The sequence below is a fragment of the Nocardioides sp. genome (assembly GCF_047606145.1).
In the GTDB taxonomy this organism is placed as follows: Bacteria; Actinomycetota; Actinomycetes; order Propionibacteriales; family Nocardioidaceae; genus Nocardioides.
This window is the reverse complement of record NZ_JASGET010000072.1, coordinates 1-16,900: the sequence shown is the minus strand read 5'-3', so window position 1 is coordinate 16,900 and position 16,900 is coordinate 1. Positions and strand designations below refer to the sequence as shown.

Sequence of the window (16,900 nt, the reverse complement as noted above, 5' to 3'; positions counted from 1 at the left end):
GGAGCCATGGCAGGCGACCCGGGACCGTACCTACCGATGCTCGCCACCACCGGTGAGCACATCCCGTCGGGACCGGAGTGGGTGCACGAGGTCAAGTGGGACGGCATCCGGATCCTCACCCGGACCGCCGACACGGGTGCGGGGATCGTCGCGCGCACCCGCACCGGGAACGACGTCACCCCCGCCTGGCCCGAGCTGCGGCCGGGCCCGGCACGGCCGATGGTCGTCGACGGCGAGGTGATCGCGCTCAACGACGACGGGCTGCCCGACTTCCGGGCGCTCGCCGACCGGATGCACCTGCGCGGGGCCGGCAGCGTGCGGCGCGCCGCCCGGGCCCGTCCGGCGACCTACGTCGTCTTCGACCTGCTCAGCCTGGACGGTCGCGACCTGCGGCCGTTGCCGTGGACCGAGCGCCGTCGGCTGCTGGCCGGGCTCGACCTCGGTGGCTGGCAGGTGGTGCCCACCTACGACGACGGGGCGATGCTGCACCACGCCACCTGGGAGCAGGGACTGGAGGGGACGGTCGCCAAGCGCCGTACCTCGGCGTACCGCTCGGGTGAGCGCAGCCGGGACTGGCTCAAGTTCGCCCACCGCGTCCGCGGGTCGTACGTGGTGGGAGGCTGGCGCCCGCAGGTCGGCACCCGGGACCGGCTGGCCGCGGTGCTGGTCGGCGAGCCGACCCCGGCGGGGCTGATCTACCGTGGCCGGGTGGGCAGCGGGATCGGGATGCGGATGAGCGGTCGGCTGCGCGGCCTGCTCACCCCGGCGACGGCGAGCCCGTTCGCCGGGGCCGAGGTGGACCCGGGCGGCGGAGTACCGGAGATCGACGCCCGCGGCACCACCTGGACCGAGCCCACCGTGGTGGTCGAGGTGGAGGTGCACGGTCGGCATGTCTACGATCGCCTGCGCCAGCCGGCACTGGTCGGCATCCGTGCCGACCTCGCCCCGGACGACCTGCGCGGCGGCGCGCGATGAACCAGGTCCGGGTCGACGTCGAGGGCCGCACCCTCACCCTCTCCAACCTGGACAAGGTGCTCTATCCGCGCACCGGCACCACCAAGGGGGAGGTGTTGAACTACTACGCGCAGGTCGCGCCCCGGCTGCTGCCCCTGCTCGCCGGCCGGGCGGTGACCCGGGTCCGATGGCCGCACGGCGTCGAGGGCCCGTCGTTCTTCGAGAAGAACGCGCCGGCCGGCACGCCGAGCTGGGTGCGGACGGTGCGCGTGCCGACCACCGGCAGCCGCGGCGAGACGGGGACCGAGGGCGTCCTCACCTTCCCGGTGGTCGCCGACCTTGCCACCCTGACCTGGCTGGTCAACCTGGCGGCGCTGGAGCTGCACGCCCACCAGTGGCGGGTGGACGCCGACGGTACGCCGCTCGGCGCCGACCGGCTGGTCATCGATCTGGATCCGGGTGAGCCCGCCGGGCTGCGGGAGTGCTGCGCGGTCGCCCTGACCGCCCGGGAGGTGCTCGGCGAGCACGGCCTGAGCGCGGTCCCGGTGGCCAGCGGCAGCAAGGGCCTGCATCTGTACGCCGCCCTGCGACCGCCGCTGCCCCCGGCCGAGTCGACCGCGCTGGCCCGCCGGGTCGCCGAGGAGCTGCAACGTCGGCGGCCGGACCTCGTCACGGCGTTGATGACCAGGTCCCGCCGATCCGGGAAGGTGTTCGTCGACTGGTCGCAGAACTCCGGGTCGAAGACCACCGTGTCGCCGTACTCACTGCGGGGCCGGGCACGCCCGACCGTCGCGGCTCCGGTGAGCTGGGCCGAGGTGGAGACCTGGGCCGAGGAGGCGGATCCGGAGGCGATCGGCCAGCTGGAGATGGACGAGGTGCTCGGACGCATCGCCAATTTTGGGGAGTTCTTTGCCTTGTCTCCCGGTCGGATCCGGTGAACCGATGCGGAGATGCCCAACTTGTTATCTATTCTCAAGCCATGTCGCACACCGTGCTCGTCGTTGAGGACGAGGAGGATATCGCCACGCCGCTGGTGCGTGCGCTGCGACACGAGGGCTACCAGGTCACCTGGGCGGACTCCGGTGCCGAGGCGCTCAAGCGGCTCGGCGGCACCGACCCGGCCGAGGTCGTGATCCTCGATCTGGGTCTGCCCGACCTCGACGGTCTGGAGGTGTGCCGGCAGGCGCGGGAGAGCGGCTACGACGGCGCGATCATGATCGTCACCGCGCGCGCCGCCGAGGTCGACCGGGTGGTCGGGCTCGACCTCGGCGCCGACGACTACCTGGCCAAGCCGTTCGGCCTGGCCGAGCTGCAGGCGCGGGTGCGAGCGCTGCTGCGCCGGGCCTCTCGCAGCCCGGCCCGGGCCGCCGAGGACTCGTTGCGCATCGACGTCGCCGCTCACCGGGTCTACGCCCGCGGGGAGGAGATCTCGCTGACCGGCAAGGAGTTCGAACTGCTCGCGGTGCTGGTCGCCTCCCGGGACAAGGTGGTGCCCCGCGACCAGCTGATGGCGCAGGTGTGGGACCAGAACTGGTTCGGCTCCACGAAGACCCTGGACGTCACGGTGGGCCGGCTGCGGCAGAAGCTCGAGGCGGCCGGCGCGGTGGAGAAGGTGGTGGCGGTGCGCGGCGTCGGCTTCCGGCTGGAGTCGCACCCGGACTGACCCGCGGCGTCCGGTCGCGCGCGATCGCCCCCCGGTCGCGCGGTCGCTCCCGGTCGGCTGGTTGCCCGTGGTCGGTGGCGCGGTAGGGAAGGATGGGGTCATGACGTCTGCGCGGCCGATCGAGACCTGGCTCACCGACATGGACGGCGTCCTCGTGCATGAGGACGTGCCGCTGCCCGGCGCCGCGGAGTTCGTCGAGGCGCTCAAGTCCACCGGGCTGCCCTTCCTGGTGCTGACCAACAACTCGATCTTCACCCCGCGCGACCTGCGGGCCCGACTGCTGGGGTCGGGGATCGACGTGCCGGAGGAGGCCATCTGGACCTCCGCGCTCGCCACCGCCCAGTTCCTGGCCGACCAGCGGCCGGGCGGGTCGGCGTACGTCGTCGGCGAGGCCGGCCTGACCACCGCGCTGCACGACGTCGGCTATGTGATGACCGACCGCAGCCCCGACTACGTGGTGCTCGGCGAGACCCGGACCTACTCCTTCGAGGCGATCACCCGGGCGATCCGGTTGATCGAGGGCGGTGCTCGCTTCATCGCCACCAACCCCGATGCCAGCGGCCCGTCGGTGCACGGCACGCTGCCCGCGACCGGGTCGGTGGCGGCGCTGATCAGCACCGCCACCGGGCGTGAGCCGTACTACGTCGGCAAGCCCAACCCGTTGATGATGCGCAGCGCGCTCAACCGGATCGACGCGCACTCGGAGACCACCGCGATGGTGGGCGACCGGATGGACACCGACGTGGTCAGCGGCCTCGAGGCCGGGCTGCGCACCTTCTTGGTGCTCACCGGCTCGACCACGTCGGAGATGGTGGAGCGGTTCCCGTACCGGCCGACCCGGGTGGTCGACGGGGTCGAGGACCTGGTGGCGCTGGTCGGCTGACCCGCGCCCGCGACCGGGCCGTACTCGCGAGTCACGTGTCCTGGCAGACACAATCGAGCCTGGCCACGTCCGGCCGCGCCGCCCGGTGAGGGCGGATGCGGTAGGACAGTGGGGTGTCGCCGGATCCGGCGATGCCGGAGACAACCTTGAGGAGTCAGTACGTCCATGACACAGACCGCGCTCGCCGACAACCGAGCCCAGCGAGAGTCCACCCGGGTCGACGGCGCGAACGCGCGATCGTGGCAGCTGGTCTCGGCGCTTCGGGTGGAGGACTTCGACAAGGCACACCTGGGCCGAGCGGACCAGATCATCCTCGACATGGAGGACGCCATCGACACCTCCTTCAAGCAGCAGGCGCGGGAGAACGTGCTCGCCTGGCTGGGCGGTGGCGGCCGGGCGTGGGTGCGGATCAACGACTGGACCACCATCGAGTGGAGCGGCGACGTCGCCGCGCTGGCCGGAGTCGAGGGACTCAACGGCGTGATCCTGGCCAAGACCGAGGCGGCCGAGCAGGTCACCGACACCTTCCAGCGGCTGGGCGGGTCGACGCCGGTCATCCCGTTGCTGGAGTCGGCGCTCGGCATCGAGGACGCGGCCGACATCGCCCGCGCCCGGGGCGCCTTCCGGCTCGCCTTCGGCAGCGGCGACTACCGACGCGACACCGGTGCGGAGAACGTGCCGCTGGCGATGGCCTACCCGCGCACCAAGCTGGTGCTGGCCAGCCGGATCGGCGGCCTGCCCGGCCCGATCGACGGGCCCACCGTGGCCAGCACCCACCCGGTGTTGCGCGAGCAGGCGGCGGACGCGGTCTCGATGGGGATGACCGGCAAGCTCTGTCTGGACAGCGAGCAGCCCGGGGTGATCAACGAGTCGATGAGCCCCTCGCCCGCGGACGTCAGCTGGGCACTGGAGTTCCTCAGCGACTTCGAGGCGGGCGGCCGCGTCATCCGGGACGGAAGCGACAAGCCGCGCCTGGCCCGCGCCGAGACCATCCGGCGTCGGGCCGAGGTCTTCCACATCGCCGCCGGCTGATCACCGCCGGGGAACACACGGTCAGCACTCCGGTCAGGTGCCGGTGAACCGATCGTCGACCCGAGCCGCGCTGCCGGGTCAACGATCAACCGCCGCTGCCCGTTCCTACCCGGGTAGGATGACGGTGTGAAGATCAGCGCCAGCCTCCCCGAGGAGGACGTGGAGTTCCTCGACCAGTTCGCCACGGCTCACGGTGACACTCGGTCGGGTGCACTCCACCGTGCGGTGACCCTGCTACGCCACCGGAATCTCGGCGACCAGTACGAGGCCGCCTGGGCCAGCGACAACGCCGAGGACTGGGGCCCCACCTCGGCTGACGGGTTGCCTGCTCGTTGAGGCGGGGCGAGGTCTGGCTGGCCGATCTCGAGCCGGTCCTCGGCAGCGAGGCGAACAAGACCCGACCGTGTGTTCTGGTCAGCAACGACCACGCCAACTCCCGCGCAGCCGTTCTCTCGAGAGGCACCGTCACCGTGGTGCCGGTGACGCGCACTCTCGATCCGTCTCTCGCCTTTCACGTGCTGCTGCCCGCTGACGACACGGGGCTGGACTGGGACTCGAAGGCCCAGGCGGAGCACGTTCGTTCCATCGACGTACGGCGGCTGGTCCACCGTGTCGGGCACCTGTCACCAAGCCTCTTGCGCGACCTCGACGCGGCGCTGCGACTGCACCTGGATCTCGGCTGACCGGCCGATGACCCCGATCAGCCCGGGCACGGGCTTCCGGTCAGGTGCCGGTGGACCGATCGTGGGCCCGAGTATCCGTCCCGCGGTCGACGCGGGGCCTGGTCGACGAGGTCGTCGCCACCGGAGTCCGACGGTCGCCGCCGGCTGATCACCGCCGCGGGCCGAGCGCGCGAGGGCCGGCGATCTCAGGCGCTCTCCCCGACCACCACGTACGGCGACCGGCCGGCCAGCCGGGTCACCACGATCCCGCACACCAGCATGCCCAGTGCCAGCGAGGCGAGCACCACCAGACTGGGCCGCGCTGGCCGGGCTCGCCTCGCCGAACAGCGCGCCGACGAAGGCGCCCGGCAGCGTGACCATGCCGGTCGCCCTGGTCTGGTCGAGATTGGGCAGGAGCGACTCCCGCACCGCGAGCCGGCCGATCTCGTCGTAGGCCTGCGGCGGCGTGGCGCCGAGCGCCAGCCAGCCCTCCACCTCGTCCCGGCCGGCGATGGCGTTCTGCCGGAAGCGGCGGCCGGAGAGCGTCGCCGCGGTCATCGCGCCGCCGATGACGATGCCCGCGACGGCGACGATGTGCCGGGTGTCGAGGGCGACCAACCGCAGGGCGAGGGCGGGGGTCAGGCCGGCGGCGGCACCGGCCGGCACGCCGGCGGTGGCGATCCGACGGCCGTGGGGGAGTGCGGCGTTGCGGCCGCCCGCCGTCCACGAGGCGGTGCTCAGCATCAGGACGACGAACCCGACCACCGTCCACGGCACCGAGAGCACGCCGCGCAGCAGCAGCGCGACGACGCTCAGCTGAACGCTGGCGCGCAGCAGCGCGACCAGCGGCTCCCAGCTCGACCCGTGCCCAGCGCCCCTCGCGACGCCTCGCCACGGCGATGGCGGTCAGCCCCGCCGCGAACCAGACGTAGTGCACCGCCCCATCATGCCGGTGCGCCCCGTAGCGTGGGCCGGGTGACGACCCCCGGCCTCAAGGAATGGTCCGCCGCGGTGCACGCGCTGCTCTCCGGCCGCCAGCAGATCCTGCTGCGCAAGGGCGGGATCGGGGAGAAGCGGTTCAGCATCCCCGACGGCGTGGCCCGGTCCGAGCCGTTCGTGCTCTTCCCCACCGTGGCGCACTCGCACGCCGAGCGGGTCCGGCCCGAGCACCGGGACCTGCTGGCGCCCGCCGCGGCCGACGTCGAGGACGACGCCGTGGTGATCCGCGCCGCGGCGCGGGTGGTGGCCGCGATCGAGGTACGGCGTCCCGAGCGGATCGCCGAACTGGAGCCCTGGCACATCTGGACCACCGCGTCGATCCAGGCGGATCGTCTCGACTTCCGGCCCAAGCGACGACTCGCGGTGCTCGTGGTGGCGACCTGTCGGCTACCACCGCGGCGGCTGCCACGGCTGGCGTCGTACGCCGGCTGCACCAGCTGGGTCGACCTGCCCGACCTGCCCGACCTGCCCAACCAGGCGCTCGACGACGTCGGGCCGGGCGAGCCGGTTCGGCAGCCGCTGGCCCTGGACGAGGTGGCGGCCGAGGTCCGCGCGCGGGTCGGCTGACCCGTCTCGCGGTGCTAGCGTGGCTGGATGGTCACCGCGATCACCGCAGCCGAGTTCCGTGACTTCGACGGGGTCCAGGACTGGCGGGCGGGTGCGGACGCCGCCTCCGCGGTGTTCGCGACCGGGTCGTTCGCCGCCGGCGTCCGGTTCGTCACCGTGATCGGCGACCTGGCCGAGTCCGCCGACCACCATCCCGACGTCGACCTGCGGTATCCGAGCGTCACGGTCCATCTCAGCACCCACGAGGTCGGCGGTCTGAGCGAGCGCGACGTCGCGCTGGCGCGCCAGATCTCGGCGGCCGCCCGCGATCTCGGCATCGAGGCTCGTCCCGGCGACTGAGCAGCCCGGCCGCTGGGCCGCCGCCGGCTGCTCGCGGCGGTCGTTGAAACGCGTCTCGGGGCTTCGCGGGGAGTCTGGGATGCCGGGAGTTGTCCACAGATTTGCGCCGGACCCTTCCGGTTCCCTGAGAGCAGGCTTAGATTCTGAGCACGGCGCTCGGGTCGGGTCTCGGGCGGATGGTCGCTCGGGGGCTGGTCTCGATGGCGGTTGCGCACACACAGGTGGTCGACTCGCTCGACCAGCATGTGCGCGAGCTGGTCCGGGCCGAGGGGGTGGATCCGCAGCGTGACGCCGGCATCGTCCGGCGCATCGCCGAGGGCGTGGTCCGGGCCCATGACGAGCGCAGCCTGACCGGTGCGGTCGCGGCCCTGGCGGATCCCGACGGCACGGTGGGGGAGCTGGTCGCGCGCGTCTCCGGGTTCGGACCGCTGCAGCCCCTCCTCGACGATCCCGGCGTCGAGGAGGTGTGGATCAACGATCCGAACCGGGTCTTCGTGGCCCGCCAGGGGCGACATGAGCTGACCAACGTGATGCTCACCGCGGCCCAGGTCGAGGAGCTGGTCGAGCGGATGCTCAAGGCCAGCGGACGCCGGCTGGACCGGACCACGCCGTTCGTCGACGCGATGCTGCCGCAGGGGCATCGGCTGCACGTCGTACTGGACGGGATCACGCGCGGCTTCAGCGCCGTCAACATCCGCAAGTTCTCCCTGCGCGCGGCGCGGCTCGGCGACCTGGTCGAGCTCGGCAGCCTGCACGCGCCGGCGGCGGCGTTCCTGGAGGCGAGCGTCCGCGCCGGCCTGAACATCGTCGTCGCCGGGGCCACCCAGGCGGGGAAGACCACCGTGCTCAACACGCTGGCCGCGGCCATCCCCGGCGGCGACCGGGTGATCTCCTGCGAGGAGGTGTTCGAGCTGCGCTTCGCCCATCCCGACTGGGTGCCGATGCAGACCCGGCAGGCCGGTCTGGAGGGGACCGGCGAGATCCGACTGCGCGATCTGGTCAAGGAGAGCCTGCGGATGCGACCCTCCCGCATCATCGTCGGTGAGGTCCGTGCCGAAGAGGCCCTCGACCTGCTGCTCGCGCTCAACGCCGGGCTGCCCGGGCTGGCCACCCTGCACGCGAACAGCGCGCGCGAGGCGTTGCTGAAGCTGTGCACCCTGCCGCTGCTCGCCGGGGAGAACATCTCGGCACGGTTCGTGGTGCCGACGGTGGCCATGTGCGTGGACCTGGTCGTCCACCTCGGCATCGACGAGCGAGGGGTGCGCCGGGTGCAGGAGATCGTCGCGGTCCCGGGCCGCACCGAGAACGACGTGATCGAGACCAGCACGGTCTTCGAGCGGGTCGGCGGGGAGCTGCGCCGCGGGACGGGGCTGCCGCCGCGGCCGGAGCGCTTCGCTCGGCTCGGACTCGACGTGCAGCGCATCCTCGGGCAGGAGGGCTGAGATGGGAGCGCTGGTGGGGCTCGGCGTCGGGCTCGGACTGCTGCTGGTCTGGTCCGCGTTCGCCTCGCCGCGCGCCCCGCGTCGTACCGGACGGCCGGCCGGCAGGACCACGGCGCTGCTCGCCTCCGCGGGCCTCGGCGCGGTCTCGCCGACGGCGTTCCTCGCCGGCTCGCTGAGCTGCGGTCTGCTGGCCGCCATGGTGGTCCAGGCCGCCACGCGTACGCCGCCGGTGGCGGTCGTCGCAGGCCTCGGTGTCGGCTGGCTGCCGGCGACGGTGGTGCGCGCTCGCGCCCGCCGTAGGCAACGCGAGCTGGCCGAGGTGTGGCCGGAGGCGATCGACAACCTGGCCTCCGCGGTACGCGCCGGCATGGGCCTGCCCGAGGCGGTCGCGGCGCTGGCGATGCGCGGTCCGGTTCCACTGCAGCCGGCGTTCGCTCGATTCGCCGCCGACTTCTCCCTCTCCGGTCGTTTCGGTGAGTCGTTGGACCGGCTCAAGGAGCATCTCGCGGATCCGGTCGGCGATCGGGTCGTCGAGGGTTTGCGGGTCGCTCGGGAGGTCGGCGGCGGTGAGCTCGGCCGACTGCTGCGCAACCTGTCGGCCTACCTCAGGGAGGACCTGCGCACCCGGGGCGAGCTCGAGTCCCGGCAGGCCTGGACCACCAACGGGGCCAGGCTGGCGGTCGCCGCCCCGTGGATCGTGCTGGCCGTCCTCTGCTTCCAGCCGGAGGTGATCCACCGCTACGCCTCGCCGCAGGGCTCGATGGTGCTGTTGTTCGGCGCGGTCGTCTGTGTGGTCGCCTATCGGCTGATGATGCGGATCGGCCGCCTGCCGACCGAGCGCCGGATCCTGGACGCCGGCGAGGCACCGCGATGACCGCGACCACCTGGGGAGCCGTCCTCGGCGGGGTCACCGCCGGCGGACTGCTGTGGGTGCTCGCCCGGATCCGGGCGATCCGTCGGCCGCAGCTGGCGGTCCGGGTGCTCGCCTACCTGCGCGACCTGCCGATCGGGACCAGCCCGGCGGTACGGCGCTCGGACGGTGACCTCGTCGGTCCGCCGCTTCGATGGGCCGCCGGGGTGATCGAGCGGCTGCTCGGCGGGTCGGCCTCGATCCAGCGCCGGATGGACCGGCTGGGGGCGACCACGACGGTGCATGAGTTCCGGATCGAGCAGGTGCAATGGGGGGTCGCCGGATTCGCCGTCGTGGCCGCCTTCGGTCTGGTCCGGCAGCTCCAGGGGGCCGGCAGCCCGCTGGCCTCGCTGCTGCTCGCGTGCGGTGGGTTCGGCGTCGGTGTGATCTGCCGTGACTCCCGGTTGACCGGCCAGGTGGCCCGGCGCGAGCGGGTGATGATGGCCGAGCTGCCCACCGTCGCGGAGCTCCTCGCCCTCTCCGTCGCCGCCGGAGAGGGTCCCGTCCCCGCCCTCGACCGCGTCGTCGCCCGCAGTCGCGGCGAGCTCAGTCGCGAGCTGGCGCGGCTGCTCGCCGAGGTCCGGACCGGGCTGCCGGTCCAGGACGCCTTCGACGCGCTCGCCGCCCGCACCGGGCTGGCACCGGTGGCGCGCTTCGCCAACGCCATCGCGATCGCCGTCGAGCGCGGCACGCCGCTGGCCGAGGTGCTGCATGCCCAGGCCGCCGACGTCCGCGAGGCGGGTCGCCGCGAGCTGATCGAGGTCGCGGCCCGCAAGGAGGTGGCGATGATGATCCCGATCGTCTTTCTCGTCCTGCCCACGGTGGTGGTCTTCGCGATGTGGCCGGGCTTCCTCGGCCTCAGCCTCTCCACCGCCTAGCGCGCCCGCCCGGCAACCGACACACACTCGTGGCTCTCGGAAAGGAAGCACTCGTGGAACCTCTGTATCTGGCCTGGATCCGACTCGAGCATGCGCTGGCGCTCGGTCTCGCCGACCTCGGGGAGGGACGCGTCGGCCGGCGGCGCGACGAGCGCGGCGACGTGCCGGGGTGGGTGATGGTCACGCTGATGACGGCGCTCATCTGCGCCGGCCTGTTGGCGATCGCCCGACCCGCGCTGAAGGACATGCTGCGCACCGCCTTGAACACGGTGAAATAGGTGCGCCGTCGGTCTCGGCCCGCGGCGGTCCGAGCTCGCGACGACCGCGCCGCGGCGGTCGTCGACTTCGTCCTGGTGACCATGTTGCTGCTGCCCCTGGTGCTCGGCGTCCTGCAGCTCGGGCTAGTGCTCTACGTCCGCAACACCCTCGCCTCGGCCGCGTCCGAGGGCGCCCGGTACGCGGCGACCCTGGGGCATCGCCCGGGAGACGGCTCGGCCCGGGCGCGCAGCCAGGTGGCCGGGGTGCTCTCCGGGAGGTACGCCGGCGAGATCCGGTCGCTGCCCGCCAGCATCGACGGCGCGCCCGCCGTGGAGGTCCGGATCAGCGCCCATGTCCCGGCGCTCGGGATCGGTGGCCCCGGAGTCTCCTTCACGGTCGCCGCACACGCCGTCCGGGAGCAGCGATGAGACCGCGGCTCGCCGAGCGACCGGACCGGAGGCGGCGGGATCCGCGCCGCGACGACCGCGGCAGCGCGCTGATCGAGTTCGCCTGGGTGGGGATCATCCTGCTGGTGCCGCTGATCTGGGTGGTGCTCTCGGTCTTCACCGCCCAGCGTGGCGCGTTCGCCACCAGCGGTGCGGCCCGCGCGGCCGGCCGGGCCTATGTGCTCGCCCCCACCGACGCGCTCGGCGCCGCGCGCGCCCGGGACGCGGCTCGCCAGGTCTTCCGTGACCAGGGCATCGGCGCCCAGTCGTTCACCGTGCGGGTCAGCTGTTCGCCGTACCCTCATCAGTGCCACAGCGGCACCTCGGTGGTGCGGGTCCGGATCGAGGCGCGGGTCAGGCTGCCGCTGCTGCCCGACCTGCTCGGTGGCCGCGCCGGATCGCTGCGGGTCGACGCCACCCACACCCTTCCGGTGGGCCGGTATCAGGAGATCACCGGTGTCGACTGACGGCGGCGCGACCGGGGACCCGACCGGGGAACGGGGCTCGACGATCCCGTTGATCGTCGGATTCGTGGTGGTGCTGGCCCTGCTGGTCGCGGTGGTGGTCGACGTCAGCGCCGCCTACCTGCGCCGGCAGAGTCTCGACACCCTCGCCGACGGTGCGGCGCTGACCGCCGCCGACCTCGGCGCCTCGGGCAGCGAGCTGTACGACGGCGGTCTCGCGCGCGGGGACCGGCTCCGGCTCACCTCGGCGACCGCTCGGCGCGCGGTCGCCGACTATCTGCGTCGTACCGGTGCCTACGGCCGCTACCCGGGTCTGCGGCTCGGCGCGGTCCGGGTGCGCGCCGGCACGCGTGAGGTCGAGGTCGAGCTCAGCTCGCGTGTCGCGCTTCCGCTTCGCTTCCCCGGCGCGGCCGGCAGCACGCGGGTCGGCGCCACCGGGACCGCCTCGGTGACCCTGGACACGAGCTGACGCGGGCTGGCGTGGGCTGAGCGACCTCGACCGCGCTCTCGGCGAATCACCCGCCGCGCTCGCCGTCAAGTAACCTTGATCCTCGTGGCAGGCCCCGACTACGACACCGAGATCAAGCACCTCCAGGCGACCCTCAACACCATCGAGCAGGTCCTCGACACCGCGACGATGAGGTCCGAGGTCGCCGATCTGGAGCAGCAGGTGGCCGCACCCGACCTGTGGGACGACCAGGAGAACGCCCAGCGCGTGACCGGCCGGCTCTCCATGCTGCAGGGCGAGCTCGAGCGGTTCGAGCAGCTCAACGGCCGGGTCGAGGACCTCGGCATCATGGTCGAGCTCGCCACCGAGGAGGCCGACGCCGATTCCCTCGCCGAGGCCGACGGCGAGCTCGGCCGGTTGCAGAAGGCCATCGAGGCGCTCGAGGTGCGCACCCTGCTCAGCGGTGAGTACGACGCCCGTGAGGCCCTGGTGACCATCCGCTCCGGCGCGGGCGGAGTGGACGCGGCCGACTTCGCCGAGATGCTGATGCGGATGTACGTCCGCTGGGCGGAACGGAACAAGTACCCGGTGGAGGTCTTCGACACCTCCTACGCCGAGGAGGCCGGGCTGAAGAGCGCCACCTTCGCGATCCACGCGCCGTACGCCTACGGCACCCTGTCCGTCGAGGCCGGCACCCACCGGCTGGTGCGGATCAGCCCGTTCGACAACCAGGGCCGGCGGCAGACGTCGTTCGCCGCCGTGGAGGTGGTGCCGGTCCTCGAGCAGACCGACGAGATCGAGATCGACGAGAACGACATCAAGGTCGACGTCTACCGTTCGTCGGGCCCGGGCGGTCAGTCGGTCAACACCACCGACTCCGCGGTGCGGCTGACCCACCTGCCCACCGGCGTGGTCGTCTCGTGCCAGAACGAGAAGTCGCAGCTGCAGAACAAGGCCGCGGCGATGATCGTCCTCAAGGCCAAGCTGCTCGCCCTGAAGAAGGCCGAGGAGGAGGCCCATCTCCGCGACCTCAAGGGTGACGTCGCGGCCAGCTGGGGCGACCAGATGCGCAACTACGTGCTCAACCCGTACCAGATCGTCAAGGACCTGCGCACCGGCTACGAGACCGGCAACCCGCAGGCGGTCTTCGACGGCGAGATCGACGGATTCCTGGAGGCGGGCATCCGCTGGCGGCGAGGGGCCGACAAGGCCGAGCAGAACTGAGCCGGGCAGAACTGAGCCGGCAGCACCGCCGCGTCCCGGGGCTCGGCCCCTGACCTTGTGCACCGCTCGACCCGTCTCTCGGCGTGTCGACGGTGCCCAACCTCAGCGGCACGCGAGGTGGGGGAGCTCAGGCCGTCTCCCGGCGGGCGACCGGCTCCGCCGTGGTCGGTACGCCGACCGGGCCGGCGCGCAGCCCGAGCTCTGCCTCCAGCAGTGTCCGGATCCCGGCGTAGGCCTCACCGACCGGAGCCCGGTCCTCACGCCCGCGTACCCGCAGATCGTGATGGATGCGGCCGTCGCGCAGGGTGATGATCCGATCGGCGAGCGTGATCGCCTCGTGCACGTCGCCGGTGACCAGCAGCACGGCCATCTGGTGGGTCACGGCGGCTCGGCGCAGCAGCCGATGCAGCTCACCCTGACCGAACGCGTCCAGCCCACGGTAGGGCTCATCGGCGAGCAGCAGCTCGGTGCCCGAAGCGGTGGTGCGGGCGAGTGCGACCCGGTGCCGATCGGCGTCGTCGAGGTCGTCGGGCCAGGCCAGCTCGCGCGCGGCGAGTCCGACCTCCGCGAGCGCTCGGCGACCGCGCCGCAGCGCGTCGAAGGTGCCGAGTCCGGTGGTGATGTTGTCGAGCACCCGCCGCCAGCCGAGCAGGGCCGGGTCGGCGTCGAGCACGGTGATCACCTCGGGGAGCCGCAGCGTCCCGCTGCCGACCACGTCGCGATCGAGCCGCGCGAGCGCGCGCAGCAGGGTGCTCTTGCCGCTGCCGCGGCGACCGGTCAGGCAGACCACCTCGCCGGCTCGCAGATCGAGGTCGAGGCCGGCCAGGACGCCGCCGGTGGGGGTGAAGCTGCGGTGCAGATCACGGACCCGGACGACGCTGTCGGCCGGGTCGTAGGTGGGGTGATGACTGGGGTGCGCGAGCTCGGGGCGAGCGGGGTGACTGGGCTCCATGCCGACTCCTTGGTTAGTAAGTCAACAAACATACTAGACAAAAGAGCCGGGAAAGAGAACCGCCACGCCGAGCGTGTCCCGACCTTCTGCCCTCCTTCTCGGCGGGTCGCGGTGCCCGACTCAGCGGCGTGCGGCGGAGGGCCCGGCTCAGGTCGCGGCGACCGCCGCCGCCAGACAGAACTGGCGTGCCCTGGCCGCCACCCGGTCCACCTCCTCGCCACGGGTGCCGGTCAGGTCGCAGGAGAGCCAGGCGTCGCCGAACAGGCCACGCAGCGAGACCGTCACCCGCTTGCGGGTCGTGCACTGGTAGGTCACGCTCGGGTCGCCGTACGCCGGCCCGGTCAGCTGCTCGCAGCCGTCGGGGACGTTCTTGGCCAGCGACGTCGCCCAGCCCCGGGTCACCGGGGGAGCGAACACCCAGGCCTTCGCCTCGGTCTTCCGCGGTCCGCTCCAGGTGCAGCCGTACTCCTGGACGATGTCCTTGACCTCGGCGCTGAGCCGGACCTTGTCTCCGTCGTCGTAGGAGGTGGCGTCGGTGGCGACCCCGCCCAGCGCCGTGCTCACCGCGTCGTCGGAGACGCCCGAGCAGAAGTTCGCACGTTGCACCACCAGGGTGCTGGTGTCGACCTCGGCGAGGTCCTCGGGCGTGGGCGTGGCGCTCTTCTTCGGCGTGCTCGAGTGCAGCACGACGCCGAGCCCGACGCCGGCCGCGGTGAGGACGAGCGCGACGGCGAGGCTGACCAGGGCGCGGGCGCGGAGCGGAAGACTCACGCGGAAGAGGGTACGTGCCCAGGTGTCGACTACCCTCCTGACAGTGATTCGCTTCGAGAAGGTCACCAAGACCTACCCCGGCACGGCCCGGCCTGCGCTGCAGCAGGTCTCGGTCGACGTCGAGAAGGGCGAGTTCGTCTTCCTGGTCGGCCAGTCGGGGTCGGGGAAGTCGACGGCCCTGCGCCTCATCCTGCGTGAGACCCGCCCGACCGAGGGCAGGGTCTACGTCGCGGGCAAGGAGATCAACCGGCTCGCCGGCTGGAAGGTGCCCGGCCTGCGTCGCCAGATCGGCACCGTCTTCCAGGACTTCCGGCTGCTGAGCAACAAGACCGTCGCCGAGAACGTCGCCTTCGCGATGCAGGTGACCGGTCACTCCCGGGTCGAGATCGCCGATCGGGTCCCGGAGACCCTGGAGATGGTGGGCCTGGAGGGCAAGGCCGACCGGATGACCGACGAGCTCTCCGGCGGTGAGCAGCAGCGGGTGGCCATCGCCCGGGCCTTCGTGAACCGGCCGATGATCCTGATCGCCGACGAGCCCACCGGCAACCTCGACCCGGCGACCTCGATCGGGATCATGAACATCCTGGACCGGATCAACCGCACCGGAGCCACCGTGGTGATGGCCACCCACGATGCCGGCATCGTCGACCAGATGCGCAAGCGCGTCATCGAGCTCGACAGCGGCCGGGTCGTCCGTGACCAGTCCCAGGGCGTGTACGGCGCCTGATCGACCGCCGGCACCGAAGCAGAAAGCCGACCATCCATGCAGTTGCGTTATGTCTTCACCGAGCTCCGCCAGGGGCTGCGCCGCAATCTCTCCATGCATCTCGCGGTGGTGCTCACCCTGCTGGTCTCGCTCACCCTGGCCGGCGTGGGCTTGTTGCTGCGACAGCAGGCCCACCTCGCCGAGGAGGCGTGGGGGAATCAGCTCCAGCTGACCGTCTACCTGTGCAACGGCAAGACCGATCAGAACGCGAGTTGCACCGGTGCGGTCGACCAGGCCCAGCGCAAGGTCATCGCCGACACCCTGAAGAAGAACGAGTACGTCAAGTCGATCGACTTCTCCAGCCAGGAGCAGGAGCTGCAGCGTCTCAAGATGCAGGAGCCGGACTCCAGCGACAAGCTCCTCTCCGGGCCGGATGCGGTGATCACCGCCTCCGACATGCATGCCGCCTACTGGGTGACGATGACCGATCCACACAAGGCGAGCGTCATCATCGAGTCGGTCAGTGGCCTGGACGGCGTGCAATCGGTCAAGGACATGCACGAGATCACCGGACCGATCCTCAACGCCGTCGACGGCATCCAGGTGGCCGCGCTGGTGGCCGCGCTGGTGCTGATCGTCGCTGCCCTGTTGCTGGTGGCCAACACCATCCGACTCGCGGCCGCCGCCCGGCGTCGGGAGATCGCGATCATGCGGCTGGTCGGCGCCTCGACCGTCTATATCGCGCTGCCGTTCCTGCTGGAGGCGCTGGTCACCGCCGTCCTCGGGGTGCTGTTCGCCGCCGGCACCCTGGCGCTGGTGATGTGGCTCGGTGTCAAGCGCGGGCTGGACGGCAGCGGCGTGACCGAATGGGTCGGTTGGCACGAGTACGGGTCGACGGTCGTGCTGATCGCGATCCTGGGCATCGTGTTGACCCTGGTGCCGACACTCCTGCTGACTCGGAAATACCTCAAAGTCTGAGCGTGCTCGCGTAGCGTCACCGGGGATCCGATCGAGTCTGCTGCTACGGAGTCCCGGTGCGTCCATCCGCTCTCACCGCGGCGCTGCTCGCCGCCGCGGTGCTGGTCGGCACCGGCTTCGTCACGGGCGTCGTGACGTCGCCGTCCGCCGACGCGCGGGACGGGCGCGGTCACCTCGAGCACCGGCACAGCCAGGTCCGGCGGGAGCAGCGGCAGGTGCGCGGCGATCTCGAGGAGTCGAGCGCCGCGCTGCGCCGGGCCAACCGCGCGCTCGGCCGCGCCGAGGTCAGGTTGCGCGCCGCCCGCGCCCACCTGCGCCGAGTCC

The 16,900-nt window shown here is 72.1% G+C and carries 23 protein-coding genes; 20 read left to right on the top strand and 3 right to left on the bottom strand.

What is annotated here, in order from left to right:
- The first annotated feature begins 6 nt into the window (after nucleotides 1–6).
- The 7 genes from QM638_RS09220 to QM638_RS09190 all read left to right on the top strand — a co-directional run bounded on the left by QM638_RS09220 (nucleotide 7) and on the right by QM638_RS09190 (nucleotide 5,215).
- Nucleotides 7–975 (top strand): DNA ligase, encoded by a 969-nt coding sequence (locus QM638_RS09220; protein WP_415141667.1) that lies wholly within the window; start codon nucleotides 7–9, stop codon nucleotides 973–975.
- Nucleotides 972–1,892, top strand: a complete 921-nt coding sequence (gene ligD, locus QM638_RS09215) for a non-homologous end-joining DNA ligase (RefSeq protein ID WP_415141666.1) — start codon at nucleotides 972–974, stop codon at nucleotides 1,890–1,892. The genes QM638_RS09220 and ligD overlap by 4 nt, the downstream gene beginning before the upstream one ends.
- Nucleotides 1,893–1,933: 41 nt before the next feature.
- Nucleotides 1,934–2,617 (top strand): response regulator transcription factor, encoded by a 684-nt coding sequence (locus tag QM638_RS09210; protein ID WP_415141665.1) that lies wholly within the window; start codon nucleotides 1,934–1,936, stop codon nucleotides 2,615–2,617.
- Between the two features lie 100 nt (nucleotides 2,618–2,717).
- Nucleotides 2,718–3,500: an HAD-IIA family hydrolase gene (locus QM638_RS09205; RefSeq protein ID WP_415141664.1), complete on the top strand. Its 783-nt coding sequence runs from the start codon at nucleotides 2,718–2,720 to the stop codon at nucleotides 3,498–3,500.
- A 165-nt stretch (nucleotides 3,501–3,665) separates the two neighbouring features.
- Nucleotides 3,666–4,532 carry an HpcH/HpaI aldolase/citrate lyase family protein gene (locus tag QM638_RS09200; RefSeq protein WP_415141663.1) on the top strand — a complete coding sequence of 289 codons (867 nt, stop codon included), beginning with the start codon at nucleotides 3,666–3,668 and terminating at the stop codon, nucleotides 4,530–4,532.
- 126 nt (nucleotides 4,533–4,658) lie between these two features.
- Nucleotides 4,659–4,868 (top strand): hypothetical protein, encoded by a 210-nt coding sequence (locus QM638_RS09195; RefSeq protein ID WP_415141662.1) that lies wholly within the window; start codon nucleotides 4,659–4,661, stop codon nucleotides 4,866–4,868.
- On the top strand, nucleotides 4,865–5,215 hold the full coding sequence (locus QM638_RS09190) for a type II toxin-antitoxin system PemK/MazF family toxin (protein ID WP_415141661.1): 351 nt from the start codon (nucleotides 4,865–4,867) through the stop codon (nucleotides 5,213–5,215). Before QM638_RS09195 ends, QM638_RS09190 begins: the two co-directional genes overlap by 4 nt.
- On the opposite strand, the gene QM638_RS09185 is transcribed toward QM638_RS09190, so the two are convergent.
- Nucleotides 5,156–5,992 (bottom strand): ABC transporter permease, encoded by an 837-nt coding sequence (locus tag QM638_RS09185; protein WP_415141681.1) that lies wholly within the window; start codon nucleotides 5,990–5,992, stop codon nucleotides 5,156–5,158. The two genes, QM638_RS09190 and QM638_RS09185, sit on opposite strands and share 60 nt — an antisense overlap.
- Nucleotides 5,993–6,169: 177 nt before the next feature.
- Between QM638_RS09185 and QM638_RS09180 the strand changes: the two genes are divergently transcribed.
- From QM638_RS09180 to prfB, 10 genes are all read left to right on the top strand, one after another.
- Nucleotides 6,170–6,760, top strand: a complete 591-nt coding sequence (locus QM638_RS09180) for a DUF1802 family protein (protein WP_415141660.1) — start codon at nucleotides 6,170–6,172, stop codon at nucleotides 6,758–6,760.
- A gap of 27 nt (nucleotides 6,761–6,787) precedes the next feature.
- Nucleotides 6,788–7,099 carry a 4a-hydroxytetrahydrobiopterin dehydratase gene (locus QM638_RS09175; RefSeq protein ID WP_415141659.1) on the top strand — a complete coding sequence of 104 codons (312 nt, stop codon included), beginning with the start codon at nucleotides 6,788–6,790 and terminating at the stop codon, nucleotides 7,097–7,099.
- A gap of 200 nt (nucleotides 7,100–7,299) precedes the next feature.
- Nucleotides 7,300–8,541, top strand: coding sequence for a CpaF family protein (locus tag QM638_RS09170; RefSeq protein ID WP_415141658.1), 1,242 nt, complete (start codon nucleotides 7,300–7,302; stop codon nucleotides 8,539–8,541).
- A gap of 1 nt (nucleotide 8,542) precedes the next feature.
- On the top strand, nucleotides 8,543–9,415 hold the full coding sequence (locus QM638_RS09165) for a type II secretion system F family protein (RefSeq protein ID WP_415141657.1): 873 nt from the start codon (nucleotides 8,543–8,545) through the stop codon (nucleotides 9,413–9,415).
- Nucleotides 9,412–10,329: a type II secretion system F family protein gene (locus QM638_RS09160; RefSeq protein WP_415141656.1), complete on the top strand. Its 918-nt coding sequence runs from the start codon at nucleotides 9,412–9,414 to the stop codon at nucleotides 10,327–10,329. Before QM638_RS09165 ends, QM638_RS09160 begins: the two co-directional genes overlap by 4 nt.
- A 53-nt stretch (nucleotides 10,330–10,382) precedes the next feature.
- Nucleotides 10,383–10,607, top strand: coding sequence for a hypothetical protein (locus tag QM638_RS09155; RefSeq protein WP_415141655.1), 225 nt, complete (start codon nucleotides 10,383–10,385; stop codon nucleotides 10,605–10,607).
- Entirely contained in the window at nucleotides 10,608–11,015 is a 408-nt protein-coding gene (locus tag QM638_RS09150; RefSeq protein ID WP_415141654.1) for a TadE/TadG family type IV pilus assembly protein, read from the top strand. It abuts the gene before it with no gap.
- Nucleotides 11,012–11,500 carry a hypothetical protein gene (locus QM638_RS09145; RefSeq protein WP_415141653.1) on the top strand — a complete coding sequence of 163 codons (489 nt, stop codon included), beginning with the start codon at nucleotides 11,012–11,014 and terminating at the stop codon, nucleotides 11,498–11,500. The genes QM638_RS09150 and QM638_RS09145 overlap by 4 nt, the downstream gene beginning before the upstream one ends.
- Complete coding sequence (locus tag QM638_RS09140) at nucleotides 11,490–11,966, top strand: pilus assembly protein TadG-related protein (protein ID WP_415141652.1); 477 nt, start codon at nucleotides 11,490–11,492, stop codon at nucleotides 11,964–11,966. The genes QM638_RS09145 and QM638_RS09140 overlap by 11 nt, the downstream gene beginning before the upstream one ends.
- Before the next feature lie 84 nt (nucleotides 11,967–12,050).
- On the top strand, nucleotides 12,051–13,169 hold the full coding sequence (gene prfB / locus QM638_RS09135; RefSeq protein ID WP_415141651.1) for a peptide chain release factor 2: 1,119 nt from the start codon (nucleotides 12,051–12,053) through the stop codon (nucleotides 13,167–13,169).
- A gap of 127 nt (nucleotides 13,170–13,296) precedes the next feature.
- Here the strand turns inward: prfB and QM638_RS09130 are convergent, their stop codons facing one another.
- Together QM638_RS09130 and QM638_RS09125 are read right to left on the bottom strand one after the other, a co-directional pair.
- Nucleotides 13,297–14,121 carry an ATP-binding cassette domain-containing protein gene (locus QM638_RS09130; RefSeq protein WP_415141650.1) on the bottom strand — a complete coding sequence of 275 codons (825 nt, stop codon included), beginning with the start codon at nucleotides 14,119–14,121 and terminating at the stop codon, nucleotides 13,297–13,299.
- Between the two features lie 147 nt (nucleotides 14,122–14,268).
- A complete protein-coding gene (locus QM638_RS09125; RefSeq protein ID WP_415141649.1) occupies nucleotides 14,269–14,892 on the bottom strand; it encodes a hypothetical protein in 624 nt (207 codons plus the stop codon).
- 43 nt (nucleotides 14,893–14,935) lie between these two features.
- On the opposite strand from QM638_RS09125, the gene ftsE reads away from it, so the two are divergent.
- From ftsE to QM638_RS09110, 3 genes are all read left to right on the top strand, one after another.
- Nucleotides 14,936–15,619, top strand: coding sequence for a cell division ATP-binding protein FtsE (ftsE, locus tag QM638_RS09120; protein ID WP_415141648.1), 684 nt, complete (start codon nucleotides 14,936–14,938; stop codon nucleotides 15,617–15,619).
- 36 nt (nucleotides 15,620–15,655) lie between these two features.
- Nucleotides 15,656–16,576 (top strand): permease-like cell division protein FtsX, encoded by a 921-nt coding sequence (gene ftsX, locus QM638_RS09115; RefSeq protein WP_415141647.1) that lies wholly within the window; start codon nucleotides 15,656–15,658, stop codon nucleotides 16,574–16,576.
- A gap of 56 nt (nucleotides 16,577–16,632) precedes the next feature.
- Nucleotides 16,633–16,900, top strand: a 268-nt coding sequence (locus tag QM638_RS09110) for a hypothetical protein (protein ID WP_415141646.1), incomplete at its 3' end; no start/stop codon positions are given.

What these genes read in the sequence shown, in the direction of transcription:
- QM638_RS09170 (WP_415141658.1), top strand. Translation starts at nt 7,300, where the DNA reads ATGGCGGTTGCGCACACACAGGTGGTCGACTCGCTCGACCAGCATGTG.
- QM638_RS09160 (WP_415141656.1), top strand. Translation starts at nt 9,412, where the DNA reads ATGACCGCGACCACCTGGGGAGCCGTCCTCGGCGGGGTCACCGCCGGC.
- QM638_RS09210 (WP_415141665.1), top strand. Translation starts at nt 1,934, where the DNA reads ATGTCGCACACCGTGCTCGTCGTTGAGGACGAGGAGGATATCGCCACG.
- QM638_RS09220 (WP_415141667.1), top strand. Translation starts at nt 7, where the DNA reads ATGGCAGGCGACCCGGGACCGTACCTACCGATGCTCGCCACCACCGGT.
- QM638_RS09205 (WP_415141664.1), top strand. Translation starts at nt 2,718, where the DNA reads ATGACGTCTGCGCGGCCGATCGAGACCTGGCTCACCGACATGGACGGC.
- ftsX (WP_415141647.1), top strand. Translation starts at nt 15,656, where the DNA reads ATGCAGTTGCGTTATGTCTTCACCGAGCTCCGCCAGGGGCTGCGCCGC.
- QM638_RS09165 (WP_415141657.1), top strand. Translation starts at nt 8,543, where the DNA reads ATGGGAGCGCTGGTGGGGCTCGGCGTCGGGCTCGGACTGCTGCTGGTC.
- QM638_RS09145 (WP_415141653.1), top strand. Translation starts at nt 11,012, where the DNA reads ATGAGACCGCGGCTCGCCGAGCGACCGGACCGGAGGCGGCGGGATCCG.
- QM638_RS09130 (WP_415141650.1), bottom strand. Translation starts at nt 14,121, where the DNA reads ATGGAGCCCAGTCACCCCGCTCGCCCCGAGCTCGCGCACCCCAGTCAT.
- QM638_RS09175 (WP_415141659.1), top strand. Translation starts at nt 6,788, where the DNA reads ATGGTCACCGCGATCACCGCAGCCGAGTTCCGTGACTTCGACGGGGTC.
- QM638_RS09200 (WP_415141663.1), top strand. Translation starts at nt 3,666, where the DNA reads ATGACACAGACCGCGCTCGCCGACAACCGAGCCCAGCGAGAGTCCACC.
- ligD (WP_415141666.1), top strand. Translation starts at nt 972, where the DNA reads ATGAACCAGGTCCGGGTCGACGTCGAGGGCCGCACCCTCACCCTCTCC.